Origin of the sequence: Streptomyces fructofermentans, from assembly GCF_014651055.1 — a bacterium.
Classification (GTDB): Bacteria; Actinomycetota; Actinomycetes; order Streptomycetales; family Streptomycetaceae; genus Streptomyces; species Streptomyces fructofermentans.
Map to the genome: position 1 here is coordinate 267905 of NZ_BMWD01000009.1, position 8453 is coordinate 276357.

At 68.6% G+C, this 8453-nt stretch carries 9 protein-coding genes; 1 reads left to right on the top strand and 8 read right to left on the bottom strand.

Annotated features, from left to right (window positions below; all coding sequences use genetic code 11):
- Positions 1-63: 63 nt before the first annotated feature.
- The 5 genes from trpD to ctaE all read right to left on the bottom strand — a co-directional run bounded on the left by trpD (position 64) and on the right by ctaE (position 5461).
- Positions 64-1128, bottom strand: a complete 1065-nt coding sequence (gene trpD / locus IE265_RS15855) for an anthranilate phosphoribosyltransferase (protein WP_190036193.1) — start codon at positions 1126-1128, stop codon at positions 64-66.
- 148 nt (positions 1129-1276) lie between these two features.
- Positions 1277-2911, bottom strand: coding sequence for a cytochrome bc1 complex cytochrome b subunit (gene qcrB / locus IE265_RS15860; protein ID WP_190036194.1), 1635 nt, complete (start codon positions 2909-2911; stop codon positions 1277-1279).
- A complete protein-coding gene (gene qcrA, locus IE265_RS15865) occupies positions 2908-3969 on the bottom strand; it encodes a cytochrome bc1 complex Rieske iron-sulfur subunit (RefSeq protein ID WP_190036195.1) in 1062 nt (353 codons plus the stop codon). The genes qcrB and qcrA overlap by 4 nt, the downstream gene beginning before the upstream one ends.
- Positions 3966-4775, bottom strand: a complete 810-nt coding sequence (gene qcrC, locus IE265_RS15870; RefSeq protein WP_190036196.1) for a cytochrome bc1 complex diheme cytochrome c subunit — start codon at positions 4773-4775, stop codon at positions 3966-3968. The genes qcrA and qcrC overlap by 4 nt, the downstream gene beginning before the upstream one ends.
- A 65-nt stretch (positions 4776-4840) precedes the next feature.
- The gene (gene ctaE, locus IE265_RS15875) at positions 4841-5461 is read right to left on the bottom strand and encodes an aa3-type cytochrome oxidase subunit III (RefSeq protein WP_190036197.1); all 621 of its coding nucleotides are present in this window, start codon (positions 5459-5461) and stop codon (positions 4841-4843) included.
- Positions 5462-5639: 178 nt separating this feature from the next.
- Here ctaE and IE265_RS15880 point away from each other — a divergent pair, with 178 nt between their 5' ends.
- Positions 5640-6041: a hypothetical protein gene (locus IE265_RS15880; protein ID WP_190036198.1), complete on the top strand. Its 402-nt coding sequence runs from the start codon at positions 5640-5642 to the stop codon at positions 6039-6041.
- A 103-nt stretch (positions 6042-6144) separates the two neighbouring features.
- Here the strand turns inward: IE265_RS15880 and IE265_RS15885 are convergent, their stop codons facing one another.
- The 3 genes from IE265_RS15885 to IE265_RS15895 form a co-directional block, all read right to left on the bottom strand.
- On the bottom strand, positions 6145-7377 hold the full coding sequence (locus tag IE265_RS15885) for a L,D-transpeptidase (protein ID WP_229916209.1): 1233 nt from the start codon (positions 7375-7377) through the stop codon (positions 6145-6147).
- Between the two features lie 251 nt (positions 7378-7628).
- Positions 7629-8027, bottom strand: coding sequence for a cytochrome c oxidase subunit 4 (locus IE265_RS15890; protein WP_190036200.1), 399 nt, complete (start codon positions 8025-8027; stop codon positions 7629-7631).
- The coding region (locus IE265_RS15895) for a cbb3-type cytochrome c oxidase subunit I (RefSeq protein ID WP_190036201.1) at positions 8024-8453 on the bottom strand (430 nt) is incomplete at its 5' end. The genes IE265_RS15895 and IE265_RS15890, both read right to left, overlap by 4 nt.

Genomic DNA, 8453 nt, shown 5'->3' on the forward strand with positions numbered 1-8453 from the left:
AGGGGTCCGGGAGCGGGCTCCGGGACAGCGGGTCCGGGAGACAGGGGCTCCCGGTGCGCGGTGCTACGCGTTCGTCGCCGCCACCCACCGCTCCAGCGTCCGCCTGGCCGCCCCGGAGTCGATGGCCCGCGCGGCCGCGGCCATGCCCGCGCCGAGCTGGTCCGCGAGCGACCCGTCACCCGGCGCGAGGGCCACCAGGGCAGCCGCGGAGTTCAGCAGCACCGCGTCCCGCACCGGCCCGCTCTCGCCGTCGAGCAGCCGCCGCGCGACCTCGGCGTTGTACGAGGCGTCGGCTCCCCGGAGCGCCTCCACCGGCACCGGTTCGATGCCGACGTCCCGCGGGTCGAAGGACTCCTCGCGGACCTTCCCGTCCCGTACGACCCACACCCGGGACGTGGACGTGGTGGTCAGCTCGTCGAGCCCGTCGTCGCCGCGGAAGACGAGCGAGGAGTTGCCGCGCTCGGCGAACACGCCGGCCACGATGGGCGCCATCCGCAGGTCCGCCACACCGACCGCCTGCGCCTTCACCTTGGCCGGGTTGGTCAGCGGGCCCAGGAAGTTGAAGGTCGTCCTGATCCCGAGCTGCCCGCGGGCCGCCGCCACGTGCCGCAGCGCGGGGTGGAACTTCACCGCGAAGCAGAAGGTGATCCCGGCCTCCTCCGCGACCTGGGCGACCCGTTGGGGCGTGAGCTGGAGGTTGACGCCCAGCTTCTCCAGGACGTCCGAGGCGCCCGACGCGGAGGACGCGGCCCGGTTGCCGTGCTTGACGACCTTGGCGCCCGTGCCGGCCACCACGATCGAGGACATGGTGGAGATGTTCACGGTCTTCGCGCCGTCGCCGCCGGTGCCGACGATGTCGACGGTCTCCCCCGGCACCTGGATCACGTTCGCGTGCTCGTACATCGCGCGGACCAGGCCGGAGATCTCCTCGACGGTCTCGCCCTTGGCCCGCAGGGCCACCGCGAACCCGGCGATCTGCGCGTCGGTGGCCTCGCCCCGCATGATGCGGTCCATCGCCCACGCGGTGTCGTCCGCGCTCTGGTCCCGTCCGTCGAGCAGTCCGTTCAGTACCTCGGGCCAGGAACGGCCCGCCGCGGTGTCGCCTCCAGCGGGGGTCACAGCGCTCATCTGCCGCTCCTGGCTCGTCCGGTCCCCGCGGCTCGCGCCGGGACCCGCGTCTCGTAGGGGATGGCTCCACCCTATCCAGCCCCGGGTACGCCGAAGAGCCCCGTCCGGGCAATGGACGGGGCTCTTCGGCGTGGCGGACAGTCGGGGATCAGTGGTGGCCGTGGCCGCTGGTGATCTCCTTGTACTCCTCGGCGGTGGGCTTCGGGATCTGGTTGTCCTCCCCGAAGTACGCGTTGCTGAGCTTCGCGCGCAGCTTCTGCGTGCCGTTCACCTTGCGCTCGACACCGTTCTCGTCGACCGCCGGGCCGATCTCGGCCGGCTGGTACTGGTCGTGCGCCGTGAGGGTGTGCAGGGCCTCCTGGCTGAGGGGCTCGTGCACCTCGATGAACTCGCCGTGCGGCAGGCGCTTGATGATGCCGGACTCACGGCCGTGCAGCACCTTGTCCCTGTCCCGGCGCTGGAGGCCGAGGCAGATCCGCTTGGTGACGACGAACGCGATGACCGGTCCCACGAAGAACCCGATGCGCACGAACCAGGTGACCGAGTTGATCGACAGATGGAAGTGCGTGGCGACGATGTCGTTGCCACCACCGATCAACATGATCATGTAGGAGGTCACCCAGGCGACACCGAAGGCCGTACGGGTCGGGGCGTTGCGCGGGCGGTCCAGGATGTGGTGCTCGCGCTTGTCCCCGGTGACCCAGGACTCGATGAACGGGTAGAGCGCGATCACCCCGAGGAACAGGCCGAACAGCACCAGCGGGATGAACACGCCGAGGACCAGCGTGTGGCCCCAGAGGTTGATCTCCCAGCCCGGCATCGCGCGGATCAGACCCTCGGCGAAGCCCATGTACCAGTCGGGCTGGGCGCCGGTCGACACCTGGTCGGGCCGGTACGGTCCCAGCACCCAGATCGGGTTGATGGACGCGATTCCGGCGACCATGGCGATGAAGCCGAAGACCAGGAAGAAGAAGCCGCCCGCCTTGGCCGTGTACACCGGCAGCAGGGGCATGCCGACGACGTTCTTGTTGGTCTTGCCGGGGCCCGCGAACTGGGTGTGCTTGTGGTACCAGACCAGGATCAGGTGGCCGACCACGAGCCCGAGCATGATGCCCGGCAGCAGCAGGATGTGGATCGAGTAGAAGCGCGCCACGAAGTCCGTGCCGGGGAACTCCCCGCCGAACAGGAACATCGAGATGTACGTGCCCACGATCGGCGTGGCCAGGATCGCGCCCTGGGTGAAGCGGACACCCGTGCCGGAGAGCAGGTCGTCCGGCAGCGAGTAGCCGGTGAACCCGGTGAACATGCCGAGGACGAACAGCAGGAAGCCGAACATCCAGTTGATCTCGCGCGGCTTGCGGAACGCGCCGGTGAAGAACACGCGCATCATGTGCACGAACATGCCGGCCAGGAAGACGATGGCCGCCCAGTGGTGGATCTGCCGGATGAGCAGACCGCCGCGGACGTCGAAGCTGATGTCCAGCGTGGAGGCGAAGGCCTCCGACATCAGCTGTCCCTGGAGCGGGATGTAACTGCCGTGGTACTCCACCTCGTTCATCGACGGGTGGAAGAACAGCGTCAGGTACACACCCGTGAGGATGATGATCAGGAAGCTGTAGAGGCAGATCTCGCCCAGCATGAAGGACCAGTGGTCCGGGAAGATCTTGCGCATGTTGGTCTTGGCCAGGGAGTAGATCCCCAGACGGCCGTCGGCCCAGTCGGCGACCCGCTCACCGGCGGGCGCCTTGCGACGCGGGTCCGTTGTGCTCGTGGTGGTGCTCATCCGCGCTCCCAGAAGGCAGGACCGACGGGCTCTTCGAAGTCGCTGAGCGCCTCGAGGTAGCCCTCGTCGTTCACGCCGATGCGCAGCTGCGGAAGGGCGTGACCGGCCGGGCCGAAGATGACTCGGGCACCGTCGGAGAGGTCGAAGGTGGACTGGTGGCAGGGGCACAGCACGTGGTGCGTCTGCTGCTCGTACAGGGAGATCGGGCAGCCCACGTGGGTGCAGATCTTCGAGTACGCCACGATGCCCTCGTAGGACCACGCGAGCTCTTGCTTGTCCTTGATGTCGTCGGGCTGGAGCCGGACGATCATCAGGGCTGCCTTGGCGATCTCGTTCTGGAAGTCGTGGTCGTGCTCCTCCAGGCCCTCGGGCATGGCGAAGGTCAGCGACCCCACGACGACGTCCGCGGGACGCAGCGGCTCGTTGGTGTTCATGTTGACGAGCAGCTTGCCCTTGGACCACAGCGTGTGCCGCAGCTTGTCCTCGGGCAGCGGACCGAGGTCGCGCAGCAGGACGATGCCGGAGAGCGGGACCAGGGTCAGCGCGCCGAACATCGTGTTGCGGATGAGCTTGCGGCGGCCGAGGCCCGACTCCTGCGCGCCTTCCTTGAAGTCGGCGAGGACCTTGGCCTTGACCTCGGGCTCGGCGGCGATGGGGTGCCGCTCGTCCGTGATCTCGACGTCGGACATCAGGGTGCGGGCCCAGTGGACCGCGCCCGCGCCGATGCAGAACAGCGCCAGGCCGAGCGTCATGCCCAGGGCGAAGTTCAGCCCGCTGATGTGACCCAGCGGGAAGATGTAGACGATCTCGTCCTTGGGGATCGCCACGAACGCGGCGATGAAGCCGATCGTGGCGAGCATCGAGAGCGTGAACAGGAAGGCGACCGCGCGCTCGGACCGCTTGGCGGCCCGCTCGTCGATGTCCTGGATGCGGTGCTCGTGCGGCGGCAGACCGGGATCCGCGAACGGGTCCTTCTCGTCCGCGACGCGTACGGCGCCGTGCTCGTCGGCGGCCCGCTCGGCGGGCAGGTTCTCTTCTGGGGTGTCTTGGCTACTCATGACTTCTTGGCCTTTGCGGTCCGGGCGGCGACCCATACGGCCACGGCGATCAGTCCGCCGAGTCCGAAGATCCAGCCGAAGAGTCCCTCGCTGACCGGCCCCAGGCCGCCCAGCTCCAGACCACCGGGGCTGGCCGAGTCGTCACTGTTGACCACGTCGAGGTACGCGATGATGTCCTGCTTGTTCTTCTCCGTCAGCGTGGTGTCGGGGAAGGACGGCATGTTCTGCGGGCCGGTCTGCATGGCCTCGTAGATGTGCTTCGGGTCGACGTCCTCCAGCGTGGGGGCGTACTTGCCGTTCGTCAGCGCGCCACCCTTGCCGGTGAAGTTGTGGCACTGCGCGCAGTTCGTACGGAAGAGTTCGCCGCCCTCGGCGATGTCCGCGCCCTCGGGGCTGTACTGCTCCTCCGTCGGCACGCTCGGGCCGGCGCCCAGCGCGGCGACGAACGCCGCGAGCTGGTCGATCTCGGCCTGCGAGTAGATGACCTTCTTCGCCGGAATCTGCGCGCCCGGCTGCTGGGCGGGCATACGGCCGGTACCGACCTGGAAGTCGACGGCGGCAGCGCCGACGCCCACCAGGCTGGGACCGTCGGTGGTGCCCTCACCGCCGGTGCCGTGGCAGCTGGCGCAGCCGACGGCGTAGAGCTTCTTGCCCTCGTCGATGGCGAGGGACTGGGCGGATGTATCGGCCTGCGCCTTGTCCGCGGGCGCGAACGCGGTGTACAGCCCCCCGGTGGCCGCCAGCGCGAGGAGTAGGACGACGACCGCCGCCAGCGGATGGCGTCGTCGTGCGGAGAGCTTTTTCACGGATTACCCCGGTGTCAGGATCTTCTGCGTCGATGCTGCTGGAATGTGCGCGGGAACGGGCCCGGCTACTTGATCATGTAGATCGTGGCGAAGAGGCCGATCCAGACGACATCGACGAAGTGCCAGTAGTAGGACACGACGATGGCGGCGGTCGCCTGCTCGTGCGTGAACCTGCGGGCGGCGTAGGTGCGCCCGAGGACCAGCAGGAAGGCGATGAGACCACCCGTCACGTGCAGGCCGTGGAAGCCGGTGGTCAGGTAGAACACCGAGCCGTAGGGGTCGGAGGAGAGCGAGAGCCCGTCCTTCTTGACCAGCTCGGTGTACTCGTAGACCTGGCCGCCGATGAAGATCGCACCCATCACGAAGGTGACGATGAACCACATCCGGAGCTTCTTCACGTCCCCGCGCTCGGCCGCGAACACGCCGAGCTGGCAGGTGAGGGAGGAGAGCACCAGGATCGTGGTGTTGGTGGCCGAGAACGGGAAGTTCAAGGCATGCGCCTTCTCACTCCAGAACTCGGCCCCTGTCACCGATCGCAGGGTGAAGTACATCGCGAAGAGGGCCGCGAAGAACATCAGCTCGGAACTCAGCCAGATGATGGTTCCGACGCTGGTGAGGTTCGGCCGATTGACCGACGGGTGCGCGTGCCCGGTTTCTACTGTCGTTGCTGTCGCCACGACCGACATTATGTCGGTCGCTTATCCCGCCCTCACTCCGGGGGGTGCCGTTCGGGGTGTCTGTGGTGTGTGTCCAGCCCGTATGGCCCATCGAAGCCCTGTCCGAAGCGGTGTTGACCACGTGGTCGAGGGAGTAGCATCCGCGCATCGGTCCTTGCCCGTACGACGCTGACGTCCCGGAGGAAGAATGCAGCCGACCGCAACGGTGCTGGTCTACAGCGACGACTCCAACACCCGCGAACAGGTGCGGCTCGCGACGGGCCGCAGGCCCGCGACCGACGTCCCCCAGGTCGAGTTCATCGAGTGCGCCACACCGGCGGCAGTCATCAAGGAACTGGACCGCGGCGGCGTCGACGTGTGCGTCCTGGACGGCGAGGCCGTGCCGGCCGGCGGGATGGGCATCGCCCGGCAGATCAAGGACGAGATCTTCAACTGCCCGCCGGTACTGGTCCTGATGGGGCGCCCGCAGGACGCCTGGCTGGCCACGTGGAGCCGGGCCGACGCCGCGGTGACCCTGCCCGTGGACCCGGTGGAGTTCGCCTCGGCGCTGGCCGGTCTGCTGCGGCGCGGCTCCGCACTGAGCGCCTGACCCCCGAGTGCTGTCAGGAACCCCTCGTACGGCGGCCTGAGGGCCGTCTGCGGCCCCCGCGTCGCGCACCGGCCCTTCGGGGCCCGGCAGGTCCCGCGGAGCCCTAGACGGACTCCGGGCGCAGTCGCGCGCGGTCCTGGGGGCGGGGTCCCTCGGGGCTTCCGCCCACCAGGGCGCTGCCCTCGCGCCAGTTCTTCCAGGTCAGGTTCCAGTCGCCGAAGCCGTTGCCGAACGCGTCCATCGTCTCGCCGTCGCTGTTGACGACCTTGACGATGTCCCCGGCGCGGACCGTGTCGAAGAACCACTCGGCGTTGCCCGTGCTCATGCCGGTGCAGCCGTGGCTGACGTTGGCCGATCCCTGCGAGCCCGTCGACCAGGGCGCGGCGTGCACGTACTCGCCGCTCCAGGTCACCCGTGTGGCGTAGTACACGGGCAGGTCGTACGAGTCCGCGCTGCCCTCGGCGATGCCGATGCTGGTGCCGCGCATCCGTACGAAGTACTCCTTGCCCAGCACGACCTTGACGCCGTTGCGGGTCTCGAAGCCGGGCTTGCCGGTGGTGACCGGGATCGTGTTGATCTCCGCGCCGTTGCGGTAGACCGTCATCGAGTGGGTCGAGGCGTCCGTGACGGCCTCGATGCGGTCGCCCGTGGTGAGCTTCAACGGCTTCGCCCTGCCGCCCCAGAGGCGTTCGGCGACCTTCACCCCGGAGAGGTTGCTGTGCGCCCGGATGGTGGCGTGGGCGGGCCAGTACTCCTTCGGACGGTAGTGCAGCTTCGTGTCGTCCACCCAGTGCCAGGCGCCCTCGACGGAGGGCCGCGAGTCGACCTTGAGGGCACGTTCCACGACCGCCCGTGACGCCTTGTCCGTGACCGGGACGCTGAGTTCGGCCGTGATCGGCTGGCCCACACCGTAAGTCCCCTTGTCGGGTCCGAACGTGACGTTCAGCCGCTTCTTCGTCGTCGGCCTGCTGGTGTGGAAGCCGAGGACCTTGCGCCCGGGCGCGCCGTCCTCGTCCTCGGTGCTGACCCGGACCGTGTAGTGGGCTCCCGCGGCGAGCGGCGTGGTGCTGTGCCAGCGGCCTCCGTCCGCGGAGAGTTCGCCCGCCACGTACCGCCCGCCGGCGTCCGTCGCCGTGACGTCGGTGATGCGGCCCTCGGAGTCCTTGACGGTGATCTCCAGCGGCTTGTCCGGGTCGACCTTCCGCCCGTCGCCCACCGGGGTGTTGAAGGAGATCTGGTCGGCGGCGTCGTAGGGCTCGGAGGAGAGCGGGTGGCCGTCGGAGCCGCAGGCGGTGACGCCCGCGCCGAGTGCGATCACCAGCAGGGTGCAGCCCACGACGGTGCGGTTCCGCGGGCGTGTCGGGGTCCGGAGAGGCAGCACACCAGGGCCCGGGGGGCTGAGCGCGGCCGGCCTCTCGACACCGGCTTCGGCGCTCCTGGAAGAAACGGAGTGGCTCATGGACTCAACGTAGGAACCCGGGTGGGCTCCGGCGCGGCGAGTGGGCCGTGCGGGGGACGGGACGTGCGGCAAACGAGGGAACCCGGACCTCCTGACGGAGTGTCCGGGTTCCGTGCGCTCGGCGCGTGCTACTGGTTCTGGTTCTCTCCGCGGTAGTACTCGAAGACCCAGCCCCACAGGCCGATCATGATGATCGGGACCGAGAAGTAGAGCAGCCACCAGCCGAAGACGACGCCCATGAAGGCGAGCGCGCCACCGATGGCGAGGGAGAGCGGCTGCCAGCTGTGCGGGCTGAAGAACCCGACCTCGCCGGCGTCGTCCGCGACGTCGGCCTCCTTGTTGTCCTGGGCGCCCACGTCGACCCGCCGGGCCGTGAAGGCCAGGTAGTAGCCGATCATGACGCACAGGCCGAAGCCGAGGAACAGCGCCGTGGTGCCGGCGGGCTCCTTGGACCACACGCCGTAGACGATCGCCATGGCCAGGACGAAGAACGCCAGCCAGAGGAACATCTTGCCTTGGACCTTCACTTGCCGGCCTCCTTGCCACCGGTGAGGGCCTTCTCGCCGTGACCGGCGTTCTCGAGCTGGTCGAGAGCGGCGATCTCGGGGTGGTGCAGGTCGAAGGCCGGGGATTCGGAACGGATCCTGGGCAGGGTGAGGAAGTTGTGCCGCGGCGGCGGGCAGGACGTGGCCCACTCCAGTGAGCGGCCGTAGCCCCACGGGTCGTCGACCTCGACCTTCTTGCCGTACTTGGCCGTCTTCCACACGTTGTAGAAGAAGGGCAGGATCGACAGGCCGAGCAGGAACGAACTGATCGTCGAGACCGTGTTGAGCGCGGTGAAGCCGTCGGCCGCGAGGTAGTCCGCGTACCGGCGCGGCATGCCCTCGGCACCCAGCCAGTGCTGGACGAGGAAGGTGCCGTGGAAGCCGATGAACAGCGTCCAGAAGGTGATC